Origin of the sequence: Methylobacterium sp. HMF5984 (assembly GCF_045033435.1) — a bacterium.
Classification (GTDB): Bacteria; Pseudomonadota; Alphaproteobacteria; order Rhizobiales; family Beijerinckiaceae; genus Methylobacterium.
Genome location: NZ_JBJFLN010000001.1, coordinates 4,268,552 through 4,292,871 on the forward strand (window position 1 = coordinate 4,268,552; position 24,320 = coordinate 4,292,871).

A 24,320-nucleotide genomic window follows, 5' to 3' on the forward strand; every position below is an offset into this window, starting at 1 on the left:
AGGCTACTCGCCCTCGTCGTCGGTCTCGACGGGCGGCGCCAGGTTCTCGAGGCCGCGGAGCAGATCCTCCTCGCTCATGCGGTCGAACTGCGGCGCGGAATCGTCGCTCGCGGCGGTCGGCGAGACGGCGGCGGCGGTGGGCGAGCTCGACAGCAGCGGCACGGCCTCGGCCTCCGGCTCGTCGACCTCGACGTACTTCTGCATCGAGTGGATCAGCTGTTCCTTGAGGTCGTCGGCGGTGATGGTCTCGTCGCCGATCTCGCGGAGCGCCACGACCGGGTTCTTGTCGCGGTCGCGGTCCACGGTGAGCGGCGCGCCGGCGGCGAGGAGACGCGCGCGATGGCTCGCGAGCAGGACCAGCTCGAACCGGTTCTCGACCTTCTCGATGCAATCTTCGACGGTGACGCGAGCCATGCGCGGCGGCTCCTTCCAGCGGATACGGGGATGTCGGGCGGTGCCGGCTCATACACCGGTTGCGGTTTGGCAACAAGCACAGCGGTTTATTGCGTCGTGCATCCCGCGAGACCGTGCCGCCGACGGTGCGAATCGCCGAGCCGCGACGGCCCGGGGCGCAGGCCCCGTTTGTGCGCTGCATTGTTGACACCCGCGGCGGGTGGTGCGACTGCGCCGCCCTTTCCGACAATGGGTTAGGCGACGGAGCGACCGTGCGGGCACTCATCTTTCCGGGCCAGGGCAGCCAGGCCGTCGGCATGGGCAAGGCGCTGGCCGAGGCCTTCCCGCAGGCGCGCGCCGTGTTCGCCGAGGTCGACGACGCTCTGGGCCAGCCGCTCTCCCGCGTGATGTTCGAGGGCCCGCTCGACGCGCTGACGCTGACCGCCAACGCGCAGCCGGCGCTGATGGCCGCGAGCCTCGCGGTGCTGCGGGTGCTGGAGGCCGAGCGCGGGCTCGATCTCGCGCGCGACGTCGCCTTCGTCGCCGGGCATTCGCTCGGGGAATATTCCGCCCTCGCCGCCGCCGGCAGCCTCACGATCGCCGACACCGCGCGGCTGCTGCGCATCCGCGGCGAGGCGATGCAGGCGGCGGTCGCCCCCGGCGACGGCGCCATGGCGGCGCTGATCGGCGCCGAGGTCGAGACCGCCGCGGCGATCGCGGCGGAGGCCGCCGAGGGCGCGGTCTGCGACGTCGCCAACGACAACGGCGCCGGCCAGGTCGTTCTCTCGGGCGACCGGGCCGCGGTCGAGCGCGCCGTGGCGCTCGCGCAGGCGCGCGGGATCAAGCGCGCGGTGATGCTCAACGTCTCGGCGCCGTTCCACTGCCGCCTGATGCAGCCCGCCGCCGAGGCGATGCGGGCGGCGCTCGACGCGGTCACGCTCAACCCGCCGGCCGTGCCGCTCTACGCCAACGTGCTCGCGGCGCCGGTCTCGGATCCGGATGCGATTCGCCGAAACCTCGTGGCGCAGGTGACCGGAACCGTGCGCTGGCGCGAGAGCATCGCGGCCATGGCGGCGGCGGGCGTCGACGCGTTCTCCGAGATCGGCTCCGGCAAGGTTCTGTCGGGCCTCGTCAAGCGCATCGCGGCCGGTGCCGCGGCGGTGCCGGTCGGCACGCCGGACGACGTCGCCGCGTTCTCCGTGGCGTGATCGAGGCCCGCGCGCGCCTTCCTTCTCCCCTCTGCGGGAGAAGGTGGCCCGCGAAGCGGGTCGGATGCGGGGAGCGACGCCTCCGGATACGGCGCTCCCCTCCCCCGCCCCCCGCTGACGCAGGGGCCACCCTCCCCCGCAGAGGGGCGGGAGACGCGCGGAGCCGATACCAAGACTTCGACACCCACAGATGAGGTGATCCCCATGTTCGATCTCACCGGCAAGAAAGCCCTCGTCACCGGCGCCACCGGCGGACTCGGCGGCGCCATCGCGCGGGCGCTGCATGCGCAGGGGGCCGCGGTGGCCCTGTCGGGCACCCGCGCCGAGGCGCTGGAGGCGCTGGCGGGCGAGCTCGGCGCGCGCGCGCACGTGCTGCCGACGAACCTGTCCGACACGGCCGCCGTCGAGGCGCTGGTGCCGGCGGCGGAGGCCGCGCTCGGCGGGCTCGACATCCTGGTCAACAACGCCGGCATCACCCGGGACAACATCTTCGTGCGGATGAAGGACGAGGAGTGGGACCAGGTCATCGCCGTCAACCTCACCGCCGCGTTCCGCCTGTCGCGGGCGGCGGTGCGGGGGATGATGCGGCGGCGGGCCGGGCGCATCGTCAACATCGGCTCGGTGGTCGGCACCACCGGCAACCCCGGCCAGGGCAACTACGCGGCGGCCAAGGCCGGGCTCGTCGGGCTGACCAAGGCGCTGGCGGCGGAGGTCGCCTCGCGCAACGTCACCGTGAACTGCGTCAGCCCCGGCTTCATCGCCTCGCCGATGACCGACGTGCTCAACGAGAAGCAGCGCGAGGGCATCCTCGGCCGGGTGCCGGCCGGGCGCCTCGGCGAGGGTGCGGAGGTGGCCGCCGCCGTGGTCTACCTCGCCTCGGCGGAAGCGGCCTACGTCACCGGCCAGACGCTGCACGTCAACGGCGGCATGGCGATGGTGTGACGCCGGGGCGCGCGGCCCGGCCATCCCGCGGAAAACGCGGCGGAATCGGCGCCCGGAGCACACCGATGAACGGTTCGTGAACCGGGCCTCGCCAGCGCCGAAACCCTGTGTTAACACCCCGGCTGCCGTGCAAGGGGTTGACGGTTCGGCGGGTTCCGAGTCCAAGGCCAACAGGATTTCAGGACCCAGCGCGTTCGGTCACCAGCCGCTCGAAACAGGACCGGCCCGAAGCAAGGGCCACGGCGGCAACGGCGCCATTCCTTTCACCCACGTAACGTGAAGACCGAGGACCAGCAACGATGAGCGATATCGCTGAGCGCGTGAAGAAGATCGTCGTCGAGCACCTGGGCGTCGAGCCCGAGAAGGTGGTCGAGGGCGCCAACTTCATCGACGACCTCGGTGCCGACAGCCTCGACACCGTCGAGCTCGTGATGGCGTTCGAGGAAGAGTTCAACGTCGAGATTCCGGACGACGCCGCCGAGACCATCCAGACGGTCGGCGATGCGGTGAAGTTCCTGGAGAAGAACTCGGCCGCCTGATCGGCCAAAACGTCCTTCGGGTCGACGCGGCGCGGGCGGGGTGGAAACACCCGACGCGCCGCTGTCGTTGTTCAAGCGGAACGGGTTCGGGATAGCGCGATGCGGCGGGTGGTGGTTACGGGTCTGGGGATGGTCACGCCGCTCGGCAGCGGAGTCGAGCACACCTGGAGCCGGCTGATCGCCGGCGACAGCGGCGCGGGGCCGATCACCACCTTCGAGACCTCGGACCTCGCCTGCCGCATCGCCTGCACCGTGCCGCTCGGCGACGGCAGCGACGGCACCTTTGATCCCGACGCGTGGATGGAGCCGAAGGAGCAGCGCAAGGTCGACCCGTTCATCGTCTTCGCGATGGCCGCCGCGGGCCAGGCGCTCGACGATGCCGGCTGGCACCCGACGAGCTACGAGGACCAGTGCGCCACCGGCGTGATGATCGGCTCCGGCATCGGCGGCATCGGCGGCATCTACGACGCCTCGGTGACCCTGAAGGACAAGGGCCCGCGGCGGATCTCGCCGTTCTTCATCCCCGGCCGCATCATCAACATGGCCTCGGGCCAGGTCTCGATCGCGCACGGCCTCAAGGGCCCGAACAGCGCCGTCGTCACCGCCTGCTCCACCGGCACGCACGCGATCGGCGACGCGGCCCGCCTGATCATGCTGGGCGACGCCGACGTGATGGTCGCGGGCGGCGCCGAATCGCCGGTCGACCGGCTGTCGATCGCGGGCTTCGCCGCCTGCCGGGCGCTGTCCACCGGCTTCAACGACACGCCGACCAAGGCCTCGCGCCCCTACGACAAGGCCCGCGACGGCTTCGTGATGGGCGAAGGCGCCGGCGTGGTGGTGCTCGAGGAGTACGAGCACGCCAAGGCCCGCGGCGCCAAGATCTACGCCGAGGTGGTCGGCTACGGCATGTCGGGCGACGCCTACCACATCACCTCTCCCTCGCCGGACGGCGACGGCGCCTTCCGCTGCATGACGGCGGCCGTGAAGCGCGCCGGCATCGACCCGGGCGCGATCGACTACATCAACGCCCACGGCACCTCGACGCCGATGGGCGACGAGCTCGAGCTGCGCGCCGTCGAGCGCCTGCTCGGCGCCTCGGCCCAGGGCGTCGCGATGTCCTCGACCAAATCCGCCGTCGGCCACCTCCTCGGCGCCGCCGGCGCGATCGAGGCGATCTTCTCGATCCTGTCCATCCGCGACGGCGTCATCCCCCCGACCCTCAACCTCGACGACCCGAGCGTCGAGACCGCCCTCGACCTCGTGCCGCACGAGGCCAAGCGCCGGCGGGTCGACATCGCGCTGTCGAACTCGTTCGGGTTTGGCGGGACGAATGCTAGCTTGGTGGTACGGCGCATCGATTAAATCTTCTTTCTTTAGAAAAGACGCATTTATTACTCTCGTGTTCTTGCAATATATCAATCTAGGCATCCGACTTACAACAGAAAGCGGGCTGTCTAGGAAACTGATCGATTACGGCCGTTGGGCAGCGTGCTTGCTCTTAGGTTGCGTCCGTGCATCATAGCGCCTCTTTGTCAGCGGTATGAGTGTTGCGGGGTTCAACGAGTGGCGAAGCGTATCAGTAGAAAACTAGAGCTTTTCACTACGCATGCTCATGGCATGCCGACCCCGGACTATAATACGATTTTTGCTCAGTTCGCTTCGATATCGAGAGATCGTCGTATATCGAACGTGAATGGTATATACATAGGATTTCCGTACGTTGAAAAAATAGAAAATGGCTATTTTATTCAAGCAATGGAGGGCGACCCCGAGGCGCTTCAATTAATATTTGATTTATCGACAGGGGAAGCGAAAGAAAGCAACCTAGGGTCGGAGGAGATATATGGGCAAGCAACACACTTTGTAGTTATGCCAAACTCTCGATCCGCAGCAATAGAATATGTCCGACGGGGTGCAAAAGCATTATTTATTGGCCCGTCGATCGCAGATTCTTCGGAGGAATTTACCAGAATACAAAAGCTTATAAGTGGAATTTTTGCCTAAAATTGAGCGCGAATTTTTAGAAGAAATAAATTCGTTTGAAAGAATAAGGATCGCTAGTATCAGAGTAACAAAACCCAACGCGAGCTGGACGGATCACTACAGCGACTTGTCTGATTTAATGGACGCATCTGATGGCGATAAAGCGTCTCTAGATATAAGAGCAGCTCGAGGCGAGTCGTTACGTAAGAATAACGGAATAGTGAAAGTAATAAAAGATATTGCTGAAGATAGATACCCGTATATCGAAGAAGCAGCAGTCACGGGTACTCGTCAAAATGAAATTGCAGAAACGACTGTGCGATCGAAATCACATGTGGTCCACTCTCGCGTTATAGTCGAGGCCGATAACACCGGCGCCGCCTATGACACGAGCATAAGAAAGAAGTTGCTTGAATTTCTGCTATCTTGGACTTCAGTATGATCGAGACAGTATGGGGGTTTCTGAAGCGCGGCGTCCGACCAAATTTACGCCGGATCGTAGCTACAACACACCCGTACCTCAGCGGTATCTTGGCATTGGCGATTTGCAAAAATTGGGTTGGAACTGATAGACCAATCAAAATTTCAGATCTATCTTCAGTATTTGTTACCTATGATACAGTAGTTTTTGGATTTACAGCTACCGCAATAGCTCTTGCTATAGCAATACCAAGCACCAAATTTATCGAATTCCTCAGCAGTACAAAAGACGGGAGGACACCATTTCGAGATTTTTTGTTCATTTTAGCGTGGAACGGATTTATTCGTATCTGGGCATTCTTCCTTTTGATACCACCTATAACACTTGGGAATGATTGGATAATTAGTTCCACACAAGATCCAGTTAGGCAGATATACATATTTTGCATGATTTGGATTCAAATATACGCTTGTTTTCAATTCCTCGTCACAACTATTGGTGCTTTCGAACTTGGTGACCTTTACGCAAATTATGTTTCGAAAAACCGAACCTAAGCATAAAGTCACTATGCTGTACATTTAATGCGTTAAAATGTTTTTATCACGTCTTACCACCCCCGCCGCTCCCCCGCATCCGGCACCCGCCCCTGCGGCGTGAGCCCGTGCACCACCTCCGGCAGCACTTGAGACAGCTGCGACAGCAGCGAGTCCCGGTCCATCCCGGTCTGGCTCTGGAGCGCGCCGAGGGTGTCGGGGCCGAGCGCGCGGGCGAGGTCGTGAGGCTCAATGCTGCGGTTGCTGCCGTGGCCGATCCACGAGTCGATCACGTCGCCGAGGCCGCCCTGGCGGAAGCGGTCGACGAGACCGTCGAGCCCGCCGGTCTCGCCCGATGTTTCATGTGAAACATTTCCTGATTGAGGAACGTTGGCTCGGTCGCCGGGACCGTCGAGCATGCCGGAGAGATCGCTGAAATCGCCGGGCGGCAGCGGGGCGTCGCGGCGGCCACCGTCCTGGTCGAAGCCGCCGATGTCGCCGGGATCCTGGGCGGCATCGTCGGCGGAGTGGCCCGGATCGCGGCCGTAGGGACCGGCGCCGCCGGAGCGTTCGGTGTCCGGGCCGGGCTCCGGCCGGCGCTGGCCGCCGCCGAACACGTCGCCGAGGGCGCCGCCCAACCCGCCGCTCGCGCCCTTGGCGAGCAGCAGCATCAGCAGCGCCTTCACGATCGGCGACATCGCGCCGCCGGCCGCGCCGCCTGGGTTGCCGCCGCGTCCGCCGCCGAGCACCTGCCCGAGCACGCCGCCGATCACCGAATCGAGCAGACCCATGGTGGTTTCCTTCAATCAGGGTGGACGGAGCGCACGAAAAAGCCCCCGCCGATCAACGGCGAGGGCCGGGCCGAGGTTGCGTCGCGCCTAGCGGGCGGAGCGCGTCGCGTCGGGCAGGTGCTCTTTCGGGTTCACCCGCGCGGCGCCGACGGTGCCCGTGTCCATCACGTCGGTGCCGGGCGCGAGGGCGCGGGCCGAGGGGACGGTCCCGTTCGGCCGCCCTTCGGCGTCCGGCAGGGTCGCGGCGGTGGGCTGGTCGATGCGGCTGGCCGCCGACTGCGCGCGCGCCGGCTCGACGAAGTCGCCGAGCATTGCGAGCGCGCCGGAGCCGGCGAGGCCGGCGGCGAGGAGCGCGGTGGCGGCGAGGCCGGCGCGCGGGCGCAAGGTGAGGCGACGGCGGGCGGAGCGATCGAGTCTCATGGTTTGGGGTCCGTTGCGTGTCTCCGGTGAGCCCGAAGGCTCTTTCTGGAGGGGCAACGCCGGACCGGGGCGCCTCGGTTCCGCGCCGGCTTCAGGTTGTGGGGGGCTCGCTCGGTCGCACCCCCGCGAGGCGCCGGGCGAGCCCGCCGAGCGCGCAGCCGGCGAGGTAGGGCGCCAGCATCGCGACCGCGCTCTCGAGCCAGAACCCGGCGACGCCGGGCACGATCCCCGCGAGGGCGATGCCGGCCAGCACCAGGGTCGCGATCCCGAGCGCGGCGGGAATCGCAGGGCCGGAAGGCAACCCGGCGAGCCGGCCGACGCCGAGCCCGAGCATCAGGGCGGCGAGCGATCCCGGCCACAGGCCGGCGAGGAGAAGCATCACGGGCGAACGGCCTCTTGACGGTCAGGGCAGCACGGCGAAGGCGATGCCCGGCCGGTCCGAGGGTTTGTCCGCGATGCTGAGCTGCTCGACGCCGGCGCCGGCCTGGAGCAGGTACTCGACGACCACCCCGGCGCGCAGCCGCGCCAGGTCGGGCTCGGGCGCTTCGGTCGCCTCCCTGGGCTTCGCGTCCTTCGGCTTGGCATCCCTCGGCTTGGCATCCTTGGCAGGCTTGGCATCCTTGGACGCCGGCGCGGCCTTCTTGTCCGATGCCTTGGCGTCGGGCTTCGTGGCATCGACCTTGGCCGGATCGGGCTTGGCCCCTGCCTGCGCCCCGGACGCGTCGGCGACCTTCGCCTCGGGCGGAGCGGGCGCGGGCTTGGCCGGATCGCCGTGGCCGGCGACCGCGATGCGCAGCGCGGGGCAGGTTTTGGCGAGGTCGGCGAGACGATCGAGCACCGGATAGAAGATCGGCGCGAGCGCGCCCGAGCCGGGCGGGAAGCGCAGGCTGGTTCCGCCGACGAGCGCCGTCGCCTCGGCGCGACAGGCCTCGGGATCGCGCGTCGGCACGGGGGTCTTCGGCACCACCGCGACGGTGGCGCTCCAGCCCGGCGGCATCGCGGCCGGCAGGGTCCGGGCGACCCGTCCCGCGGCCTCGCGATACAGGCTCTCGCCCGACAGCATCAGGGTGCGGTCGGCGACCGCGACCTCGCCGCTCGACAGGCTCGCCAGCACCGGCACCGCGGCGGACAGGGCGGCGGCGAGGTCCGGCGGCGCACCGTCGGCGATGCGGGTGCGGTCGAGGATGCGCTCGCGGAAGAAGCGCGGCTTCACCACCGCGAGCAGCCGGTCGCGCGCTTCCGTATCGGGGAGGTGGCCGGACAGGCTGACGCTGTCGGCCTCGCGCCGGATCGCGACGCGGTAGGGCGAGAGCGGCTTCACCGTGAGCGCCACCGCGCCGGCTCCGACCCCGGGAGGCCTGGCGTCGCGCATCACCGTCTCGATCTCCCCGACGGCCTGGCTGTCGACGGCGTCGCCCGCGACCGACACCCGGGCGCCGTCGAAGCGGGCGCCGCCGCTCTGCATCAGCCCGACGAGGCGGACCAGGAACCTGGCGAGCGCGTCCGGCTCGATGTCCTTGGCGAGGCCGCGGGCGGTGCGCATCCGGTCCTCGACCGCGACGCCGTCGGCGATCTCCGCGGCCAGCCGCCCGATCTCGGCCCGCGCCGCCTCCGAGACCACCGAGCCGGTGAGCACCACCCCGCCGCCGGGGTTTCGCGACACGGCCATGGTGAAGTCGTCGATCCGCGCCGGCAGGACGTCGACCCGGCCGAGCGTGTAGCCCGGCGGCGGCTCGGCGAGCGCGGCGCGCAGCGCGTCGTAGGCGGCGACGTCCACCGCCTCGCCCGAAACGGCGATCGCCATGTCCGTCACCGTGGCGATGGCGCCCGGCGCGAGGTTGCGCAGGCGCGCGACCGCGTAGGCCGCCGCCGCGGGGAAGTCGGGCGGCGCGCCGCGGGCGGCATGGGCCGCGTCGTCGATCGCCGTCTCGTCGGGGATCTCGGCGGCCAGGCGCGTCCGCAGGGCGGCGCGGCCGATCTCCGCCGGGCGGCTGCCGGAGAACGCGATGCGGTCGGGGGCGGTCCGGGTGGCGCTCCAGGCGAAGGGCGCGGCGGTCTCGATCAGCCCGATCTCGGGCACGATCCGGCGCGGCTCGGCCAGCGCCTCCAGCCGGGCGAGCGCCGCCGCGCGCGCGGCCGGCCCCGGCGCCTCGCCCTCGGCGACGATGTCGCGCCCGCGGACCGTGACGCGGAGCCAGGGCTCGGGCGATCCGGCCTCGGTAGCCTGCGCCACCGCCTCGCCGGCCTCGGCGATCCGCGCGCCGATCCCGGGCCCGGCGTACAGCGTGGTGCCGACCCAGATCAGCCCGACCACGGGCAAGCCGAGCAGCCAGCCCTTGGATCGCAGGCCGTCAAGCGATGCGGGCGGATGGCGAGACGGCACGGGCTACGATCCGATGATGGCGGGCGATCCTCGTCTCACAGAGCGCATGATCGGGCACGGGTCCCCTCCCCCGCGCGGGAGAGAGTGCTGCGCCGTGCTTCGAACACGCCGTCCGGTGCCGCCACCCGGAGATGTGTGAGTCCTGGAACTTCTGCACCGGAAACCTGAACCGCCATCGCGGCATCATGAAGGCCGGCGGACGCTCACCCTTCGCGCAGCATCTCCAGCTCGAGCCAGCGCTCCTCGGCGCCGGACAGCTCGACCTCGGCCTGGGCGAGCATCGCCGACGCCTTGTCGAAGCGGGCTGCGTCGCGGGCGTACAGGCCGGGATCGGCCAGCACCGTGCGCAGCTGCGCGATCGCGCCCTGCAGCTTCTCCATCCGCGCGGGCAGCGTCTTCAGCTCGTGCTGGTCCTTGAAGTTCAGCTTCGCCTTCGACGCGGGCGCCGCCTCGGCCCTTTCGCGAAGGTCCGCCTTTGCGCCGCTCTTGGCTTCGGCTTTTCCCTCTGCTTTTCCCTTGGCGCCGGCGCGCGCCTGCACGCCGATCCCGCGCTGGTTGACCATGTCGGAGTAGCCGCCGGCATACTCGACCCAGCGCCCCTCCCCTTCCGAGACCAGCACGCTGCCGACGACGCGGTCGAGGAAGTCGCGGTCGTGGCTCACCAGGATCAGGGTGCCGGAATAGTCGCCGAGCATCTCCTGCAGCAGGTCGAGGGTCTCCAGATCGAGGTCGTTGGTCGGCTCGTCGAGGACCAGAAGGTTGGCCGGCTGCGCCAGCGCGCGGGCGATCAGCAGCCGGTTGCGCTCGCCGCCGGAGAGCACCGACACCGGCGTGCGCGCCTGCTCGGGGGTGAACAGGAAGTCCTTCAGGTAGCCGACCACGTGGCGGCTGACGCCGTTGACGACGACGGAATCGCCGCTGCCGCCGGTCAGCACCTCGGTCACGGTCATGCTCGGCTCGAGCACCGCGCGGGCCTGGTCGAGCAGCATCATCTTCAGGTTGGTGCCCTGGCGGACGCTGCCGTCGTCGGGCTGCAGCTTGCCGGTGAGCAGGTTGATCAGCGTGGTCTTGCCGGCGCCGTTGGCGCCGACGATGCCGAGGCGGTCGCCGCGCATCACCCGCAGGGACAGGTCGGCGACGATCCGGCGCTCGCCGAAGCTCTTGCTCGCGTTCTTGGCCTCCATCACCAGCGTGCCCGAGGCCTCGGCCTCGCCGGCCTGCATCGTCACGGTGCCGACCGGGCGGCGGTCGTCGCGGCGCTCCTTGCGCAGCGCGTGCAGGTTGCCGAGGCGGCGCACGTTGCGCTTGCGCCGGGCGGTGACGCCGTAGCGGAGCCAGTGCTCCTCGTCGTTGATCTTACGCTCGAGCTTGTGCCGGTCGCGCTCCTCCTCCTCGAAGAACGCGTCGCGCCAGGCCTCGAAGCCGGAAAACCCCTGCTCGATCCGGCGGGTGACACCACGGTCGAGCCAGATCGTGGCGCGGGACAGGGCGGAGAGGAAGCGCCGGTCGTGGCTGATCAGCACCATCGCGGCGCGGGTGCCCTTCAGCTCGGCCTCGAGCCACTCGATCGCCGGCAGGTCGAGGTGGTTGGTCGGCTCGTCCAGCAGCAGCACGTCGGGCTCGGGCGCCAGCGCCTGGGCGAGCGCGACGCGGCGGCCCTCGCCGCCCGAGAGCCGCGTCGGGTCCTCGCTGCCGTCGAGGCCGAGGCTCTCGAGCAGGTAGCGGGCGCGGTGATGCGCGTCGCCGTCGCCGAGGCCCGCCTCGACGAAGTCGAGGGTGGTGGCGAAGCCGGAGAAATCCGGCTCCTGGGCGAGGTAGCGGATCGTTGTGCCGGGCTGGACGAAGCGGACGCCGCGATCCGGCTCGACGTGCCCGGCGGCGATCTTCATCAGCGTCGACTTGCCCGAGCCGTTGCGCCCGACGAGGCAGGTGCGCTCGCCGGGCGAGACGGAGAACCCCGCCCCCTCGATCAGCGGCGTGCCGCCGAAGGTGAGCGCGATGTCTTGAAGGGTCAGGAGCGGTGGGGCGGCCATGGCCGGGCTTATGGCAGCGCGGCCGCCTCACCACAAATGCCGATGCGCTCAGGCGACCGGGTCGGCGGGGCCGGTCGGCGTCGGCATGCCGGGCGTGGTCACGGGGACCTCGGCCGGGGTGATGCCGGGCGCCTCGCTCGGGGTTTCGCCGGGGATCTCCGGGCCGGGCGCAGGGCTCGGCACGGTCGGCGGGTCGTAGGGCGTGTCGGGGGCCGGCGTTGGGTTCGTCGGCACCTCGGGGATCGCGCCGGGATCGGCCATGGGAAACGCTCCTCGCTGGGGTCGCGGCGCGTCTTGGCGCGCGCCGCGTGACGAGCGTGAACGGCGCGGTCGCGCCGGGTGTTCCGGCGCTACTTCTTGGTCAGCAGCAGGTTGCCTTCCTTGCCGACCATCTTCTTCACCTTGTCGGCGAACAGCGCGAGCAGCAGCGGCAGGTGGCACTCGACGCGCACGCTCTCCTGGCCGACGTCGATCTGGCCGTTCATGTTTTGCTTCATCGCCGAAATCGCGAAGTCGAGCCGGTCGCCGGTCCAGGCGAGGTTCTCGATGGTGACGCCGCTCTTGGCGAGCAAGGCGCGCCCCTGCTCGACGCCGGTCTCGATGCGGCGGCGCGCCTCGTCGCGGCCGAGGTCGTGCGGGATGTCGACGATGAGGGGTTTTGCCATGGCTTTTCGCGCTGCGTCTCCGGTTCAAGCCCGGAGATGGGGCCGGCCGGGGTGCAGGGCAACGCCGGCCGGACTGCCCATCAGTTCACGACGTGCAGCGAGACGTAGGTGGTGCCGCCCATGCCGAGCGCCCGGGCCGAGCCGCGGGACAGATCGATGATGCGGCCATGGACGAACGGGCCGCGATCGTTGATCCGCACCACGACCGACCGGCCGGTGCGCCGGTTCTCGACGCGGACGCGGGTGCCGAAGGGCAGGCTGCGGTGGGCGGCGGTCATCCCGTTCGGGTTGAAGCGCTCGCCGCTCGCGGTGCGATGGCCGCTGCCGTACCAGGATGCGCCGCCGCTCTGGGCGGCGGCCGGCAAGGAGGCGGCGACGAGCGACAGGGCGGTTCCGAGGGTGACGGCGGCGTTTCTGGCGACGGGTCGGAAATGCATGCTTCGGTCCTTGACTGTTGACGAGGGCGGCGCCAATCGAGACCGAACGGGGCTGAAATGAGACCCCCACATTTTGGGCAGCCGGATCACATTCCGGCCGAATTTCGAAGTTGTCGTCCGCATTTGCTGCTACAAGCAACGCGCAAGCATTGAAGACTTGTCTTTTTCTCGGCGCGAATGCCCGATTACGGTGCGGTATAGTCTTCATGCCCCCGCACAGGGACGCAGGAAGAACCGCCGTCGAGGTCCGAGACGTGCGCTCAGCGAAACCCTGCTGCCCACCCTGCGACTGAGCTTGGCCGTAGCGTGGGGCCGAGCCGGGCTCGTGGGTGCGGCGCCGCGGGCGCCTGCCTGCACCGCCGGGTCGTTCCGGGTCCACGACCGTGTCGGCGCACGACCTGGTCGCCGCGAGGCGCTTGGAGCGATCCATCCGGACATGCGAGCGCGGAACGCGACAATCGCCGCATCGGGTGCGGTCGATGCGGTCCCGGCAAGGCAAATCGCCGTGATGGGAATGGTTAAGGCGACGTGAACGCGACAGGCCGCGACGATCCAGAAAGAGATCGAAAGCAACGCCAGCCCCAAACCGGGACATGAAGTTCCGCAAATCGGAAACGCGACCTTTACCTTAACGGGGCCATGGTCTGCCGGTCAGTCGCGTAACCGGTGTTTGCCATGGCTTCCCCGCGTACCGTGGTTGCCGACGCCGCCGCCCGGAAACATGTCTCGCGTACCGGGCGCGCTTCGTCGGCACCACGGATGGGTCTCGTACCCGCCGTCCAGCGCCTTCCCCTCGACGAGATCCTCGTCGGCGACTGCATCGCGGCGATGAACCGCCTGCCGGCGTCGTCGGTCGACTGCATCTTCGCCGACCCGCCCTACAACCTCCAGCTCGGCGACGCCTCGCTGATGCGGCCGGACCAGAGCCGGGTCGACGCCGTCGACGACGACTGGGACAAGTTCGCGAGCTTCGCCAGCTACGACAGCTTCACCCGCGACTGGCTCACCGCCTGCCGCCGGGTGATGAAGCCGAACGCCACGCTGTGGGTGATCGGGTCGTACCACAACATCTTCCGCGTCGGCAGCGTGCTGCAGGATCTTGGTTTCTGGATCCTCAACGACATCGTCTGGCGCAAGGCCAACCCGATGCCGAACTTCCGCGGCAAGCGCTTCACCAACGCGCACGAGACCCTGATCTGGGCCTCCCGCTCGGCCGAATCGAAGGGATACACCTTCCATTACGACGCGCTGAAGGGCGGCAACGAAGACCTTCAGATGCGCTCGGACTGGTTCATCCCGCTCTGCACCGGCGACGAGCGCCTGAAGGGCGCCGACGGCAGCAAGGTCCACCCGACCCAGAAGCCAGAGGCGCTGCTCGCCCGCACGCTGCTCTCGGCGACCAATCCCGGCGACGTGGTGCTCGACCCGTTCTTCGGCACCGGCACCACCGGCGCGGTGGCCAAGCTGCTCGGGCGTCGCTTCATCGGCTGCGAGCGCGAGGCGGTCTACGCCGACGCCGCGCGCCGGCGCATCGACGCGGTGGTGCCGCTGTCGCGGGCCGCGCTCCTCGTCGCGCCGACCAAGCGCGCCGAGCCGCGGGTGCCGTTCCTCGGCGTGGTCGAGGCCGGCCATCTTAAGGCCGGCGACGTGCTCACCGACGAGCGCCGCCGCTTCAAGGCGACGGTGCGGCCGGACGGCCAGCTCGACGTCGGCGTCGCCATCGGCTCGATCCACAAGGTCGGCGCCCTGGTCCAGGGGCTGCCCGCCTGCAACGGCTGGACGTTCTGGCACGCCGAGCGCGCCGGCAAGCTGGTGGTGATCGACACCTATCGCGCGAAGCTCCGCGCGGTGATGGGGGCGGCGGGCTAGAACCGCGCCCCCTCCCCCCCGACGGATCGCGGGCTTGCCCGAGATCCGCACCTCGTGTGCCCAAGTCGGGCAGGCCCGACTTAAGTGCGGCGGAGGGAATGCGTGCGCGCCGTCAGCGTTTCCGCGTCGCCTTCCGCGCCGGCTTGCGGGGGGGCGGCACCACCTCCGGCTCCCCTTCGAACATCTCATCCGTCGGCGCCAGCGGCTCGACGATGCGCGGCGTCGGCTTCGGCACCGGGCGGAAGCGCGGCGGGTCCGCGACCGTCTCGGGCGCTTCCCAGACCGCCAGCATCGGCATCGGCGGCGGATCGCGCTTCGGCCGGCCGCGGGGCTTCGCCTCGGATTCCGGCTTTGGATCGAAGGCGTGGGCCAGCACCTTCCTCATCACGCCGGGCAGCGGCTCCGCGTCGAGGTCGCGCCGCGGCGTGAAGCGCATCCCGGCCGGCGCCTGCGTCGACAGCGCGACGCGGGCGAGGAACACGGTCAGCTCCAGCGGGAAATGCGTGAAGCCGTGCCGCACAAGGCCCGGCAGCCGTTTCCAGCGCGCGTCGAGGGGCGCGTCGAGGAGCGCGCCTGCGGGGTCGTAGTCCGGTGCCCATGCGCTCATCGGCGGCTCGGCCATGCTGCCGAGCAGGCCTTCCGGCGGCCGGGTGCGCAGCAGGACGGCCTCGTCGCCGGAGCGGACGACGACGAAGGCCGCGCCGCGCCGCAGGGAGCCCTTCACGGCCTTGAGCTTGCGCGGGTAAGTCTCAGGGTTGCCTGCAGCGCGGGCGCGGCAGGGCGCCATCCACGGGCAGAGCGCGCAGGCCGGGCGCTTCGGCGTGCAGATGGTGGCGCCAAGATCCATCACGGCCTGCGCGAAATCGCCGGGCCGGTCGAGCGGCACCAGCCCTTGCGTCACGCGCCGGATCTCGGGCCGGGCGCCGGGCAGCGGCGCCTCGATCGCGTAGAGCCGCGTCATCACCCGCTCGACGTTGCCGTCGACCGCCGCTTCCGGGCGGTCGAAGGCGATCGCCGCGACCGCGCCGGCCGTGTAGGCGCCGATGCCGGGGAGCTTGCGCAGCCCGTCGAGGGTGTCGGGGAAGCGCCCGGCCGCGGCCACCGCCCTGGCGCAGGCGTGGAGGTTGCGCGCCCGGGAATAGTAGCCGAGCCCGGCCCAGGCCGACATCACCGCCTCCTCCGGCGCCGCGGCCAGGGCGTCGACGTCGGGGAAGCGGGCGAGGAAGGTCGCGAAGTAGGGCTTCACCGCCGCGATCGTGGTCTGCTGCAGCATCACCTCGGAGAGCCAGACCCGGTAGGGATCGGGCCGCTCGCCGGGCAGCGCCCGCCACGGCAGCACGCGGCGGTGCCGGTCGTACCAGACCAGCAGGTCGGCGGCCTTCGGAAAGGGTTCGGACGCGGGCATCGCCGGCAGGCATAGCGGCCCGGGCTCTCCGCCGAAAGCGCTCCCTTTGCCGCCGGCCTTGCGCTATCCTCGCGTCCGCAACCGGCGGGATGTCCCAAGAACATGGCGCGCGTCAAACCGCTGGCGGAACTGATCGAGGGCTGCATCGGCCCGGCCTTCGCGGCGCAGGGCTTCGCCTCGACCGACATCCTCGCCGCCTGGCCCGACATCGTCGGGGAGCGGCTGGCACGATTCTGCCGGCCCTCGAAGCTCGAATGGCCCAAGCGCAAGCGCCGGACGGACGACGCGCCCGATTCGGGGACGCTGGTGGTGCGGGTCGAGGGCGTGTTCGCGATCGAGCTGCAGCACCTCGCGCCGGTGGTGATCCAGCGCATCAACGCCCATTACGGCTGGGCCTGCGTCGGCCGGATCGTGCTGCAGCAGGACCGGGTCGGCCGCAGCGCCCGGCGCCCGCCGGAGGCGACCGTCGACCCGGCGCGGCGCGGCGAGATCGCGCAGGCGGTCTCGACGATCGAGCACGACGGCCTGCGCGACGCCCTCGACCGGCTCGGGCTCGCCGTCGTCGCGACGTCGGCGAAGCGCTAGGCGCCTTGCCACGATGCGCCCGCGCCGTTACCGCACTCTCAACAAGACGACAGGACGGAACGCGGAGGCAGCCACGGCCATGATCACCCGGCGCGACGCTTTGAAAGCCACGGGCCTCGCCATCGGCGCCGCCCTCATCCTCCCCAAGCTGTCGATGGCGGCGCTCGCCGAGAGCGTGCCGGTCGACGGCCTGATGCAGCCGGGCCCGCTCGGCGACGTCTGGCTCGGGCCGAAGGACGCGAAGGTGACGATCATCGAGTACGCCTCGATGACCTGCTCGCACTGCGCCGCCTTCCACAAGATGACCTATCCGACGCTCAAGGAGCGCTACATCGACACCGGCAAGGTCCGGTTCACGCTGCGCGAGTTTCCGCTCGATCCGCTCGCCACCGCCGCCTTCATGCTGGCGCGCTGCGACGGCGAGGCGAAGTACTACCCGATCACCGACCTGCTGTTCGACCAGCAGCCGGCCTGGGCCTTCACCCCGAAGCCGGTCGACGCCCTGGAGCAGATGCTCAAGCAGGCCGGGTTCTCGAAGGAGAAGTTCGAGGCCTGCCTCAAGGACCAGAAGCTCTACGCGGCGGTCAACGGCGTGAAGCAGCGCGGCCTCGAGACGTTCAAGGTCGATTCGACGCCGACCTTCTTCATCAACGGCGAGCGCTACACCGGCGAGATGACGGTCGACGGAATCGAGAAGATCATCAAGCCGATCCTCGGTGCGTGAGGGTTCCGGGCGGGTCTCGCGCGACGCTGCGCACGCGCACGGCCCCGAGCGTAATTTTCTCAACGCCTGGAATGCCTTAAGCTCGACCTTTCGAGCCTTGACACCCCGGGGCGCCGAAACTAAGGTGCGCCGCGCTCGAAGGAGGCAATCCGCCCGGTTCCGTTCCTCTCGCCGATGTGAGTTCTCGCTTTGAGCGGCAACGACGCAAGGGACGAGGGAGAGACCGGACGGCCCACGCCGCCCGACAGTGAACTCTCAGCGAGGCTCCGACGCCTCGAGACGCAGATCGAACGGAAGCGGCCCCCGGCCCCTCCCGCTCATTCGTCGCGTTCGGGTTCGTCCGGAAGTCCGTCCTCCCTCGGGCAGGCCATGACGCTCTCCACGGAGTTCGTCGCCGGCGTGATCGCGGGAGGGGTGCTCGGCTGGATCTTCGATCGGATGCTCGGGACGAAACCCTGGGGTCTGATCGTACTTCTGATGCTGGGCTTCGTCGCTGGCGTCTTCAACGTGATGCGGGCATCCGGCTTCGCCGGCGCCCGTTCCGGACGGGACACCCCGCGGGATCCGTGAGGGCGACCGGTGTTTTGTGACCATCGATCCGGTTCGGCCATGCGGGCCGCCGGCAACGAGACGTGAGGGCGGAAGACGGCATGGCGGCCAGCATCGACCCGGGGCACTCCGTCGCCTTGCGACCGGATCCGATCCATCAGTTCGAGCTCAAGTCGATCCTGCCCTTCGGGCATCTCGGCCATCAGGAACTCGCGTTCACCCAGTCGGCGCTCTACATGTTCGCCGCCGTCGGCGTCATCGCGCTCCTGACGATCGTCGCCACCTCCAGCCGCTCGGTCGTGCCGGGCCGGATGCAGTCGCTGGCCGAGATCTTCTACGAGTTCATCGCCGACACCCTGCACCAGGCCACCGGCGACGGCGGCAAGCGCTTCATGCCGCTGGTGTTCTCGCTGTTCATGTTCGTGCTGATCCTCAACCTGTTCGGCATGATCCCCTACGCCTTCGCGGTGACCAGCCACCTCGTCATCACCTTCGGCCTCGCCGCCCTGGTGATCTCGGTCGTGGTGATCTACGGCGTGATGAAGCACGGCGCGCACTTCTTCGGCCTGTTCGTGCCGCAGGGCGTGCCCAAGCCGCTGCTGGCCCTCCTCGTGCCGATCGAGGTGATCTCGTTCATCTCGCGGCCGATCAGCCTGTCGGTGCGTCTGTTCGCGAACGTGCTCGCCGGTCACATCGCGATGAAGATCTTCGCGTTCTTCGTCGTCGGGCTGCTTTCCGCAGGCGCATGGAGCGTGCTATCGCCCCTCCCGCTGTTCCTGACGATCGCGCTGACGGCTCTCGAATTCCTCGTTGCGGCGCTTCAGGCCTACGTCTTCGCGACGCTGACGGCGATCTACCTCAACGACGCGCTTCACCCCGGCCACTGAACAGGCCGGCTCCACCCGCGGCAAACGACGCACTCTCAAGACACTTCAGGAGTTTTTTATGGATCCCGTCGCTGCGAAGTACATCGGCGCCGGCCTCGCCTGCCTCGGCATGGCCGGCGCGGGCATCGGCCTCGGCAACCTGTTCGGCCAGTTCCTGGCAGGCGCCCTTCGCAACCCCTCGGCCGCCGACGGCCAGCGCGCCACGCTGCTCCTCGGCTTCGCGCTGACGGAAGCGCTCGGCATCTTCTCGCTGCTGATCGCCCTGCTCCTGCTGTTCGCCGTCTGATCGACGCCGACACCGCCGCCGCGCCGTTCGAGGTCGCGGCGGCCGATCACCAGTGAGCGCTCCGCCCCTCGCGCGAGCGCTCCATCGTCTTTCAAGGTCATACGGACGGGGCCATGGCGCAGCCGAATTCCCTCACCACACCGCCCGCCGGTTCCGACGTCCACATGGTCCCGGCCGGTGCCGCGGAGCCGGCGCACGCCGCCGCGTTCCCGCCCTTCGAGACCCACACCTTCCTGGCGCAGCTGATCTGGCTCGCCCTCGCCTTCGGCCTGCTCTACTGGCTGATGGCCAACATCGCGCTCCCGCGCATCCAGGGCATTCTCCACGACCGCTCCGCGCGCCTCGCCGCCGACCTCGACCAGGCGCAGGCGATGAAGACGGAAGCCGACGCCGCCGGCGAGGCCTACGCCAAATCGCTGCGCGACGCGCAGGGCAAGGCCCGCGAGATCGCGCAGGGCACCCGCACCGAGCTCGCCGCCGCCGCCGAGACCAAGCGCAAGGCGCTCGAGGCCGAGCTCAATCAGAAGATCGCAGCCTCCGAGGCGACGATCCAGAGCCGGACGCAGGAAGCCATGGGCAACGTCCGCGCCATCGCCAGCGAGACCGCCTCCGCGATCGTCGAGCGGCTGACGGGCCAGGCGCCGGACCAGGCCAGCCTCGACCGCGCCCTCGATTCCACCGCGACCGCGCACTGAGACGGAAGAACCGACCATGTTGATGACAGCGGAATTCTGGGTCGCGGTCGCCTTCCTCGTCTTCATGGCGATCGTCTGGAAGGTCGGCGGCTTCGGGATCGTGACCAAGGGCCTCGACGGCCGCGCCGTCCGCGTGCGCCACGAGCTCGACGAGGCCAAGCGCCTGCGCGAGGAGGCGGCCGCCGTGCTGGCCGACTACAAGCGCCGCCGCGCGGAAGCGGAGCGCGAAGCCGAGACCATCATCGCGAGCGCCCGCGACGAGGCCGAGCGTGCCGCCGCCGAGGGCCGCCAGCGCCTCGACGACTTCATCGCCCGCCGCACCAAGTCGGCCGAGACCAAGATCGCCCAGGCCGAGGCCAAGGCCCAGGCCGAGGTCCGTGCCGCAGCGGCCGACGCCGCGGTGAAGGTCTCCGAGACGATCCTGCGCGAGCGCATGCAGGGCGAGGCCGCCCAGGCGCTGGTGCGTTCGAGCCTCGGCGAGATCCGCACCCGCATGCGAGCCTGACCCTTCCGGGCAGGACCGACCGATCAAGCCGCCTCCGGGCGGCTTTTTCGTGCGCGTGCCTTCGCTCGCCTCGCTCACGTGCCGGAGACCGAAGCGGTCCATCGCCGATGATGGCGCTGGTGCCCTCTTCCACCCGGCGACTGCGTCGATCTATTTCGCAAGAATGTCGGGGAAGGCGTGCGCCTCCTCTCCTCCGCTTCAGGGGGGAAGGAGGGCACGGTGGGCGACGCTGCCCGAAAGATGGATCCGGTCCACGAAACGGGAGTGACGCGGATCGCCGCTCGCTCGATGTCGTCGCCTCGAGAATCGGAGCTGCAGGAGGTGCCATTCGACACCGCCCGCGTCGGCCACGCGGTGGTCGGCCTGCTGCTCAACCGACAGATGCTATAGGGCACACCGTCCTCGCCGTGCAGGGCGGGCCATCCTCCACGGACTGCGATGTCGCCGATCATCTCCATCGACAATCTGTCAAAGACCTACGCCTCGGGCCTGTCGGCGCTGAAGACCGTGAACCTCGCGATCGCGCGCGGCGAGATCTTCGCTCTGCTCGGGCCGAACGGCGCCGGCAAGTCGACCCTGATCAACATCGTCTGCGGCATCGTCACGCCGAGCACCGGCACCGTGACGGTCGACGGGCACGACATCGCCTCGGGCTATCGCGGCGCGCGCAAGGCGATCGGGCTTGTGCCGCAGGAACTCACCACCGACGCGTTCGAGAGCGTGTGGAACACGGTGAGCTTCACCCGCGGCCTGTTCGGCCTGAAGAAGGATCCCGGCCATATCGAGCGGGTGCTGCGCGACCTCTCCCTGTGGGAGAAGCGCGATTCACGGCTGATGACCCTGTCGGGCGGCATGAAGCGCCGGGTGCTCATCGCCAAGGCGCTGTCGCACGAGCCCAAGGTCCTGTTCCTCGACGAGCCCTCGGCGGGCGTCGACGTGGAGCTGCGCCAGGACATGTGGCGCATGGTGCGGCGCCTGCGCGAGCAGGGCGTCACCGTGATCCTGACCACGCACTACATCGAGGAGGCCGAGGAGATGGCCGACCGGATCGGCGTGATCCGCAAGGGCGAGATCATCCTCGTGGAGGAGAAGGCCGAGCTGATGCGCAAGCTCGGGCGCAAGCAGCTCACCCTCCAGTTGCTGGCCCCCCTCGCCGCGCTGCCGGCGGATCTCGCCGACCGCGGCCTAGAGCTCGGCCCGGGCGGGCAGGAGCTGGTCTACACCTACGATGCCAAGGGCGAGCGCACCGGCATCACCGGCCTGCTCACCGATCTCGGCGCGGCCGGCATCCGGTTCAGCGACCTGCGCACCAGCCAGTCGTCGCTCGAGGACATCTTCGTCGATCTCGTCAGGGAACGCGCATGACCGCGGCCGCGGCGAGGTCCGAACCATCCATCCCCCGGCTGCCGGCAGGCGCGAACGCGCGTCGCCGCCCGGGGCGTCGGCATCGAGAGGCAAACCGATGAACTGGCCGGCCATCCGCGCGATCTACCGGTTCGAGATGAGCCGCTTCTGGCGCACGGCGATGCAGAGTATCCTGGCGCCGGTGATCTCCACCTCGCTCTACTTCGTGGTGTTCGGCGCGGCGATCGGCTCGCGGATGAGCACCGTGGACGGCGTGCCCTACGGCCTGTTCATCGTGCCGGGACTTGTGATGCTCGCGCTGCTGACCCAGAGCATCGCCAACGCCTCGTTCGGCATCTACTTCCCGCGCTTCGCCGGCACGATCTACGAGATCCTCTCGGCGCCGATCTCGCCGGTCGAGGTGGTGCTCGGCTATGTCGGGGCGGCGGCCTCGAAGTCGATCCTGATCGGGCTGATCATCCTCGCGACCGCCGCGCTGTTCGTGCCGCTGCACATCGAGCACCCGGTATGGATGATGGCCTTCCTGGTGCTGACGGCGGTGACGTTCAGCCTGTTCGGCTTCGTCATCGGCCTGTGGGCCGACGGCTTCGAGAAGCTGCAGCTGGTGCCGCTCCTCGTCGTGACGCCGCTGACCTTCCTCGGCGGCAGCTTCTACGCGATCGAGATGCTGCCGCCGTTCTGGCGCACCGTCAGCCTGGCGAACCCGGTGGTCTACCTGATCAGCGGGTTTCGCTGGGCCTTCTTCGGCACGGCCGACGTCGCCATCGGCATCAGCCTGGCGATGACCGGCCTGTTCCTGGCGGTCTGCCTCGGACTCGTCGCCTGGATCTTCCGCACCGGCTACCGCCTCAAGAGCTGAGCCGCCGGCCCGGCTGCCTGGAGCCGTTCGAAAACGCATAAAGACATCTTTATGTCTTGATTGCTTCGTATCCGGCGCTCTGCTAGATGCCTCGGCGAGAGGCAACCCGCGACACGGAGCGAAGCGAAATGGCCCAGGATTACATCGTCAAGGACATCGGCCTGGCCGAGTACGGCCGCAAGGAGATCTCGATCGCCGAGACCGAGATGCCGGGCCTGATGGCCACCCGCGAGGAATACGGCCCGTCGCAGCCGCTCAAGGGCGCCAAGATCGCCGGCTCACTGCACATGACGATCCAGACCGCGGTGCTGATCGAGACGCTCAAGGCTCTCGGCGCCGACATCCGCTGGGTCTCGTGCAACATCTACTCGACCCAGGACCACGCCGCCGCGGCGATCGCCGCCGCCGGCATCCCGGTCTTCGCCATCAAGGGCGAGACCCTCGAGGAGTACTGGGACTACACCTCGAAGCTGTTCGACTGGCATGGCGGCGGAACGCCGAACATGATCCTCGACGACGGCGGCGACGCCACCATGTTCGTCCACCTGGGCCTGCGCGCCGAGAACGGCGACACCGCCTTCCTCGACAAGCCCGAGTCGGAGGAGGAGGAGATCTTCTTCGCGCTCCTGAAGAAGAAGCTCGCCGAGAGGCCGAAGGGCTGGTTCGCCGGTCTCGCCGACGCGATCAAGGGCGTCTCGGAGGAGACCACCACCGGCGTCCACCGCCTCTATAACCTCGCCAAGGAGGGCAAGCTGCTCTTCCCGGCGATCAACGTGAATGACGCGGTCACCAAGTCGAAGTTCGACAACCTCTACGGTTGCCGCGAGTCGCTGGTGGACGGCATCCGCCGCGGCACCGACGTGATGATGGCCGGCAAGGTCGCGATGGTCGCCGGCTTCGGCGACGTCGGCAAGGGTTCGGCCTCGTCGCTGCGCCATGCCGGCTGCCGCGTGCTGGTCTCGGAAGTCGATCCGATCTGCGCGCTCCAGGCTGCGATGGAAGGCTACGAGGTCGTGACGATGGAAGACGCGGCGCCCCGCGCCGACATCTTCGTCACCGCCACCGGCAACAAGGACATCATCACCCTCGACCACATGCGGGCGATGAAGGACCGGGCGATCGTCTGCAACATTGGCCACTTCGACAACGAGATCCAGGTCGCCGGCCTGAAGAACCTCAAGTGGTCGAACATCAAGCCGCAGGTCGACGAGATCACCTTCGCCGACGGCCACCGCATCATCCTGCTGTCGGAAGGCCGCCTGGTGAACCTCGGCAACGCCACCGGCCACCCGTCCTTCGTGATGTCGGCCTCGTTCACCAACCAGACGCTGGCCCAGATCGAGCTCTGGACCAACCCGGGCAAGTACGAGAAGCAGGTCTACACCCTGCCGAAGGCGCTCGACGAGAAGGTCGCGCTGCTCCACCTCGAGAAGATCGGCGTGAAGCTCTCGAAGCTCCGCCCCGACCAGGCCGCCTATATCGGCGTTTCCGAGAACGGCCCGTTCAAGCCCGACCACTACCGCTACTGAGACCCTCGGCGCGGAGACGCGCCGGGCAGGACCGATGCGAGACAGGAGGGCCCGGCGGTTGCGCCGGGCCCTCTTCGTTTGTCAAGGCACCACCGCCCGGCCGGACTGTGTCTTCTGTGTGTCGTTCGCACGCGACCTGCCGACCCACGGTTACGGCCAAGCTAATTCCGCTTCCGGCGCAAATCCCCGACGCGTTAGACTGCCCCCGGTTCGGCAGGTCGTCAGGTCGTCGCGTCTCCCCTCCCCCCGAAACGGGGCGCGGGGAACCGGCGCCGCATGCGCCACGCATTCGTTCGCGTCGGTCCGACCGGCGG

The 24,320-nt window shown here is 68.8% G+C and carries 28 protein-coding genes; 18 read left to right on the top strand and 10 right to left on the bottom strand.

Annotated elements, in window-relative coordinates; translation table 11 throughout:
- Positions 1 to 3: 3 nt before the first annotated feature.
- Complete coding sequence (rpoZ, locus tag ACFZ8E_RS20755) at positions 4 to 414, bottom strand: DNA-directed RNA polymerase subunit omega (RefSeq protein ID WP_147727742.1); 411 nt, start codon at positions 412 to 414, stop codon at positions 4 to 6.
- 251 nt (positions 415 to 665) lie between these two features.
- On the opposite strand from rpoZ, the gene fabD reads away from it, so the two are divergent.
- From fabD to ACFZ8E_RS20785, 6 genes are all read left to right on the top strand, one after another.
- Entirely contained in the window at positions 666 to 1,601 is a 936-nt protein-coding gene (gene fabD / locus ACFZ8E_RS20760; protein WP_313898950.1) for an ACP S-malonyltransferase, read from the top strand.
- A 204-nt stretch (positions 1,602 to 1,805) separates the two neighbouring features.
- Positions 1,806 to 2,543, top strand: a complete 738-nt coding sequence (fabG, locus tag ACFZ8E_RS20765; protein ID WP_243933013.1) for a 3-oxoacyl-[acyl-carrier-protein] reductase — start codon at positions 1,806 to 1,808, stop codon at positions 2,541 to 2,543.
- Positions 2,544 to 2,842: 299 nt separating this feature from the next.
- Positions 2,843 to 3,082, top strand: coding sequence for an acyl carrier protein (locus ACFZ8E_RS20770; RefSeq protein ID WP_066926221.1), 240 nt, complete (start codon positions 2,843 to 2,845; stop codon positions 3,080 to 3,082).
- A gap of 99 nt (positions 3,083 to 3,181) precedes the next feature.
- Positions 3,182 to 4,444, top strand: a complete 1,263-nt coding sequence (gene fabF / locus ACFZ8E_RS20775) for a beta-ketoacyl-ACP synthase II (RefSeq protein WP_405043679.1) — start codon at positions 3,182 to 3,184, stop codon at positions 4,442 to 4,444.
- A 201-nt stretch (positions 4,445 to 4,645) separates the two neighbouring features.
- A complete protein-coding gene (locus ACFZ8E_RS20780; RefSeq protein ID WP_405043680.1) occupies positions 4,646 to 5,086 on the top strand; it encodes a hypothetical protein in 441 nt (146 codons plus the stop codon).
- Positions 5,070 to 5,507, top strand: coding sequence for a hypothetical protein (locus ACFZ8E_RS20785; RefSeq protein ID WP_405043681.1), 438 nt, complete (start codon positions 5,070 to 5,072; stop codon positions 5,505 to 5,507). The genes ACFZ8E_RS20780 and ACFZ8E_RS20785 overlap by 17 nt, the downstream gene beginning before the upstream one ends.
- A gap of 586 nt (positions 5,508 to 6,093) precedes the next feature.
- Here the strand turns inward: ACFZ8E_RS20785 and ACFZ8E_RS20790 are convergent.
- The 8 genes from ACFZ8E_RS20790 to ACFZ8E_RS20825 form a co-directional block, all read right to left on the bottom strand.
- A complete protein-coding gene (locus tag ACFZ8E_RS20790) occupies positions 6,094 to 6,810 on the bottom strand; it encodes a YidB family protein (protein WP_405043682.1) in 717 nt (238 codons plus the stop codon).
- Between the two features lie 87 nt (positions 6,811 to 6,897).
- Complete coding sequence (locus ACFZ8E_RS20795) at positions 6,898 to 7,230, bottom strand: hypothetical protein (protein WP_405043683.1); 333 nt, start codon at positions 7,228 to 7,230, stop codon at positions 6,898 to 6,900.
- 91 nt (positions 7,231 to 7,321) lie between these two features.
- Positions 7,322 to 7,609 (bottom strand): hypothetical protein, encoded by a 288-nt coding sequence (locus tag ACFZ8E_RS20800; RefSeq protein WP_279605144.1) that lies wholly within the window; start codon positions 7,607 to 7,609, stop codon positions 7,322 to 7,324.
- A 24-nt stretch (positions 7,610 to 7,633) separates the two neighbouring features.
- On the bottom strand, positions 7,634 to 9,613 hold the full coding sequence (locus tag ACFZ8E_RS20805; RefSeq protein ID WP_244027550.1) for a BON domain-containing protein: 1,980 nt from the start codon (positions 9,611 to 9,613) through the stop codon (positions 7,634 to 7,636).
- Between the two features lie 203 nt (positions 9,614 to 9,816).
- Positions 9,817 to 11,646 carry an ATP-binding cassette domain-containing protein gene (locus tag ACFZ8E_RS20810; protein WP_405043685.1) on the bottom strand — a complete coding sequence of 610 codons (1,830 nt, stop codon included), beginning with the start codon at positions 11,644 to 11,646 and terminating at the stop codon, positions 9,817 to 9,819.
- A 48-nt stretch (positions 11,647 to 11,694) separates the two neighbouring features.
- Positions 11,695 to 11,907 (bottom strand): hypothetical protein, encoded by a 213-nt coding sequence (locus tag ACFZ8E_RS20815; protein ID WP_147729106.1) that lies wholly within the window; start codon positions 11,905 to 11,907, stop codon positions 11,695 to 11,697.
- An 89-nt stretch (positions 11,908 to 11,996) separates the two neighbouring features.
- A complete protein-coding gene (locus ACFZ8E_RS20820; protein WP_147729107.1) occupies positions 11,997 to 12,311 on the bottom strand; it encodes a polyhydroxyalkanoic acid system family protein in 315 nt (104 codons plus the stop codon).
- Positions 12,312 to 12,391: 80 nt separating this feature from the next.
- Positions 12,392 to 12,748, bottom strand: coding sequence for a septal ring lytic transglycosylase RlpA family protein (locus tag ACFZ8E_RS20825; RefSeq protein ID WP_243933022.1), 357 nt, complete (start codon positions 12,746 to 12,748; stop codon positions 12,392 to 12,394).
- Between the two features lie 675 nt (positions 12,749 to 13,423).
- On the opposite strand from ACFZ8E_RS20825, the gene ACFZ8E_RS20830 reads away from it, so the two are divergent.
- Positions 13,424 to 14,617 (top strand): site-specific DNA-methyltransferase, encoded by a 1,194-nt coding sequence (locus ACFZ8E_RS20830; RefSeq protein WP_405043686.1) that lies wholly within the window; start codon positions 13,424 to 13,426, stop codon positions 14,615 to 14,617.
- A gap of 112 nt (positions 14,618 to 14,729) precedes the next feature.
- Here the strand turns inward: ACFZ8E_RS20830 and mutY are convergent, their stop codons facing one another.
- Complete coding sequence (mutY, locus tag ACFZ8E_RS20835) at positions 14,730 to 16,022, bottom strand: A/G-specific adenine glycosylase (protein WP_405043687.1); 1,293 nt, start codon at positions 16,020 to 16,022, stop codon at positions 14,730 to 14,732.
- A gap of 102 nt (positions 16,023 to 16,124) precedes the next feature.
- Here mutY and ACFZ8E_RS20840 point away from each other — a divergent pair, with 102 nt between their 5' ends.
- The 11 genes from ACFZ8E_RS20840 (at position 16,125) to ahcY (ending at position 24,006) form a co-directional block, all read left to right on the top strand.
- Positions 16,125 to 16,607, top strand: a complete 483-nt coding sequence (locus ACFZ8E_RS20840) for a DUF721 domain-containing protein (protein ID WP_147727167.1) — start codon at positions 16,125 to 16,127, stop codon at positions 16,605 to 16,607.
- A gap of 79 nt (positions 16,608 to 16,686) precedes the next feature.
- Entirely contained in the window at positions 16,687 to 17,331 is a 645-nt protein-coding gene (locus ACFZ8E_RS20845; protein ID WP_147727168.1) for a DsbA family protein, read from the top strand.
- Positions 17,332 to 17,520: 189 nt separating this feature from the next.
- On the top strand, positions 17,521 to 17,901 hold the full coding sequence (locus ACFZ8E_RS20850; RefSeq protein WP_147727169.1) for an AtpZ/AtpI family protein: 381 nt from the start codon (positions 17,521 to 17,523) through the stop codon (positions 17,899 to 17,901).
- An 80-nt stretch (positions 17,902 to 17,981) separates the two neighbouring features.
- Positions 17,982 to 18,767, top strand: a complete 786-nt coding sequence (locus tag ACFZ8E_RS20855; RefSeq protein WP_147727170.1) for a F0F1 ATP synthase subunit A — start codon at positions 17,982 to 17,984, stop codon at positions 18,765 to 18,767.
- Positions 18,768 to 18,825: 58 nt separating this feature from the next.
- Positions 18,826 to 19,053: a F0F1 ATP synthase subunit C gene (locus ACFZ8E_RS20860; RefSeq protein WP_007566773.1), complete on the top strand. Its 228-nt coding sequence runs from the start codon at positions 18,826 to 18,828 to the stop codon at positions 19,051 to 19,053.
- Between the two features lie 113 nt (positions 19,054 to 19,166).
- A complete protein-coding gene (locus ACFZ8E_RS20865; RefSeq protein ID WP_147727171.1) occupies positions 19,167 to 19,748 on the top strand; it encodes a F0F1 ATP synthase subunit B' in 582 nt (193 codons plus the stop codon).
- A 19-nt stretch (positions 19,749 to 19,767) separates the two neighbouring features.
- Entirely contained in the window at positions 19,768 to 20,253 is a 486-nt protein-coding gene (locus ACFZ8E_RS20870; protein ID WP_405044426.1) for an ATP F0F1 synthase subunit B, read from the top strand.
- A 219-nt stretch (positions 20,254 to 20,472) separates the two neighbouring features.
- Positions 20,473 to 20,643, top strand: coding sequence for a hypothetical protein (locus ACFZ8E_RS20875; RefSeq protein ID WP_244029919.1), 171 nt, complete (start codon positions 20,473 to 20,475; stop codon positions 20,641 to 20,643).
- Positions 20,644 to 20,691: 48 nt separating this feature from the next.
- Positions 20,692 to 21,618, top strand: coding sequence for an ABC transporter ATP-binding protein (locus tag ACFZ8E_RS20880; protein ID WP_147727173.1), 927 nt, complete (start codon positions 20,692 to 20,694; stop codon positions 21,616 to 21,618).
- A gap of 97 nt (positions 21,619 to 21,715) precedes the next feature.
- Entirely contained in the window at positions 21,716 to 22,477 is a 762-nt protein-coding gene (locus ACFZ8E_RS20885) for an ABC transporter permease (protein WP_147727174.1), read from the top strand.
- A gap of 128 nt (positions 22,478 to 22,605) precedes the next feature.
- Positions 22,606 to 24,006: an adenosylhomocysteinase gene (gene ahcY, locus ACFZ8E_RS20890; protein ID WP_405043689.1), complete on the top strand. Its 1,401-nt coding sequence runs from the start codon at positions 22,606 to 22,608 to the stop codon at positions 24,004 to 24,006.
- The last annotated feature ends 314 nt before the right edge of the window (positions 24,007 to 24,320 follow it).

Coding starts and splice junctions, on each gene's coding strand:
- rpoZ (WP_147727742.1), bottom strand. CDS start 414: ATGGCTCGCGTCACCGTCGAAGATTGCATCGAGAAGGTCGAGAACCGG.
- fabG (WP_243933013.1), top strand. CDS start 1,806: ATGTTCGATCTCACCGGCAAGAAAGCCCTCGTCACCGGCGCCACCGGC.
- ACFZ8E_RS20770 (WP_066926221.1), top strand. CDS start 2,843: ATGAGCGATATCGCTGAGCGCGTGAAGAAGATCGTCGTCGAGCACCTG.
- fabF (WP_405043679.1), top strand. CDS start 3,182: ATGCGGCGGGTGGTGGTTACGGGTCTGGGGATGGTCACGCCGCTCGGC.
- ACFZ8E_RS20790 (WP_405043682.1), bottom strand. CDS start 6,810: ATGGGTCTGCTCGATTCGGTGATCGGCGGCGTGCTCGGGCAGGTGCTC.
- ACFZ8E_RS20795 (WP_405043683.1), bottom strand. CDS start 7,230: ATGAGACTCGATCGCTCCGCCCGCCGTCGCCTCACCTTGCGCCCGCGC.
- ACFZ8E_RS20800 (WP_279605144.1), bottom strand. CDS start 7,609: ATGCTTCTCCTCGCCGGCCTGTGGCCGGGATCGCTCGCCGCCCTGATG.
- ACFZ8E_RS20810 (WP_405043685.1), bottom strand. CDS start 11,646: ATGGCCGCCCCACCGCTCCTGACCCTTCAAGACATCGCGCTCACCTTC.
- ACFZ8E_RS20815 (WP_147729106.1), bottom strand. CDS start 11,907: ATGGCCGATCCCGGCGCGATCCCCGAGGTGCCGACGAACCCAACGCCG.
- ACFZ8E_RS20820 (WP_147729107.1), bottom strand. CDS start 12,311: ATGGCAAAACCCCTCATCGTCGACATCCCGCACGACCTCGGCCGCGAC.
- ACFZ8E_RS20825 (WP_243933022.1), bottom strand. CDS start 12,748: ATGCATTTCCGACCCGTCGCCAGAAACGCCGCCGTCACCCTCGGAACC.
- ACFZ8E_RS20830 (WP_405043686.1), top strand. CDS start 13,424: ATGGCTTCCCCGCGTACCGTGGTTGCCGACGCCGCCGCCCGGAAACAT.
- mutY (WP_405043687.1), bottom strand. CDS start 16,022: ATGCCCGCGTCCGAACCCTTTCCGAAGGCCGCCGACCTGCTGGTCTGG.
- ACFZ8E_RS20840 (WP_147727167.1), top strand. CDS start 16,125: ATGGCGCGCGTCAAACCGCTGGCGGAACTGATCGAGGGCTGCATCGGC.
- ACFZ8E_RS20845 (WP_147727168.1), top strand. CDS start 16,687: ATGATCACCCGGCGCGACGCTTTGAAAGCCACGGGCCTCGCCATCGGC.
- ACFZ8E_RS20855 (WP_147727170.1), top strand. CDS start 17,982: ATGGCGGCCAGCATCGACCCGGGGCACTCCGTCGCCTTGCGACCGGAT.
- ACFZ8E_RS20860 (WP_007566773.1), top strand. CDS start 18,826: ATGGATCCCGTCGCTGCGAAGTACATCGGCGCCGGCCTCGCCTGCCTC.
- ACFZ8E_RS20865 (WP_147727171.1), top strand. CDS start 19,167: ATGGCGCAGCCGAATTCCCTCACCACACCGCCCGCCGGTTCCGACGTC.
- ACFZ8E_RS20880 (WP_147727173.1), top strand. CDS start 20,692: ATGTCGCCGATCATCTCCATCGACAATCTGTCAAAGACCTACGCCTCG.
- ACFZ8E_RS20885 (WP_147727174.1), top strand. CDS start 21,716: ATGAACTGGCCGGCCATCCGCGCGATCTACCGGTTCGAGATGAGCCGC.
- ahcY (WP_405043689.1), top strand. CDS start 22,606: ATGGCCCAGGATTACATCGTCAAGGACATCGGCCTGGCCGAGTACGGC.